The organism is Sphingobacterium sp. UBA7253 (assembly GCF_002472745.1).
In the GTDB taxonomy this organism is placed as follows: Bacteria; Bacteroidota; Bacteroidia; order Sphingobacteriales; family Sphingobacteriaceae; genus Sphingobacterium; species Sphingobacterium siyangense.
In genome coordinates, this window is sequence record NZ_DKSP01000057.1 from 1,597 (window position 1) to 3,147 (window position 1,551).

Consider the following 1,551-nt stretch of genomic DNA (forward strand, 5'->3'; position numbering starts at 1 on the left):
TTTCTAAAATATCTTTTGCAACCTCATTGCCTTGTTCAAAAGCTTCTTTCAAACGAGCGGTATCCGCGTCATATAAGAAAACTTGTGTTTTAAGAACCTCAGCCGCCTGTTTTGCAATAGCTAGGTCTGTACCCAAAGCCAGGTCCAATAAAACCTTGATTGAAGGACCACCCTTCATATGTGACAACAATTCAAAAGCGAAATCAGGTGTAATTTCAGCAACAACTGATTCACCCAAAACAATTTCCTTTAGGAATTGTGCTTTAACACCCGCTGCAGGCGTAGTACCCGGCAACGTATTGTAAATAAACAATCTTAAAGATTCAGCTCTATTTTCATTGTTTAAATCTTTAATCTGGGCAATTACCTCACTTAGTAATTCTGCTCCGTCAATAGGCTTAGGATGTAATCCTTGGCCTTCTCGTTCTACAACCTCTTGTACGTAATCGTTGTAAATACTCATAGATATCTATCTTTCTATTTTATGGGCAGCATAAAAACACCTATGTCTTTCTACACTACCATGTCTGTAATATAATTAAGCTAATACGCCATCTATCAGGTCCTCCCTGACAAATCACAAATTAGCCCTTCCACTTCATGTTTTGAAGCTGATCTATTTGTCGTAAATCAACTTGTATGACTAATTACAAAAATAGTGAAAATCCAACTTTAAACGCATGCATTCCATTTATTTAAATCAATTTGGAATTGTTCTAAACAGCATTTATGCAATCCTGCCATCTTTTTTTGAAATCCGCTATATTGTATTTATTTCTTTCAAAAAAAAGGTGATTTAAATTATTAAATCACCTTTTCGTTTTATATACTTTCTACAGTTATATCAATGTCTTTTAATGCTTTCACGGTTTCTAGAGGATCAGTCGCGTTGAATACAAATGAACCTGCCACCAGCACATCTGCTCCGGCTTTCAATAACTGTGCTGCATTCGCAGTCGTTACTCCCCCATCGATTTCAATCAGCAGACCATCATTCACTCCCTGTGCCATGGTCCTTAGTTCCTGTACCTTGGCATAGGTATTTGGAATAAATTTCTGACCGCCGAACCCTGGATTGACCGACATAATACAAACCAAGTCGAGATCCGCAAGAACATCTTTTAAAAGTGCTACTGGCGTATGAGGATTCAATGCAACGCCTGCCTTACAGCCCAATTCTTTAATAGCAGCCAGTGTACGATGCAAATGTGTACAGGCCTCGTAGTGCACGGTAATGATTGCTGCACCTGAGTCTTTACATACCTGCAGATAACGGTCTGGATCAACAATCATCAAATGTACATCCAAAGGTTTAGCAGCATGTTTTGCAATAGCCTGCATAACTGGAAATCCAAAAGAGATATTTGGAACGAAAACACCGTCCATAATATCAATATGAAACCAATCTGCCTCACTGTTGTTTACCATGATGATATCATCGTATAATTTTGCAAAGTCTGCAGCAAGAACGGATGGTGCAATTAGATGTGATTTTGTTGACATGTTGTATTTTTTTTGCAAAGATAACAAGTATTTTTTGTTCATCACAGC

The 1,551-nt window shown here is 37.9% G+C and carries 1 protein-coding gene and 1 pseudogene; both read right to left on the reverse strand.

All coding sequences use genetic code 11. The features are described 5' to 3' along the window. Positions 1–463: pseudogene (locus B2X72_RS05235) on the reverse strand (bifunctional aconitate hydratase 2/2-methylisocitrate dehydratase); the annotation flags it as partial. Positions 464–822: 359 nt separating this feature from the next. Next, the gene (gene rpe / locus B2X72_RS05240; RefSeq protein ID WP_201671535.1) at positions 823–1,503 is read right to left on the reverse strand and encodes a ribulose-phosphate 3-epimerase; all 681 of its coding nucleotides are present in this window, start codon (positions 1,501–1,503) and stop codon (positions 823–825) included. Between the last annotated feature and the right edge of the window lie 48 nt (positions 1,504–1,551).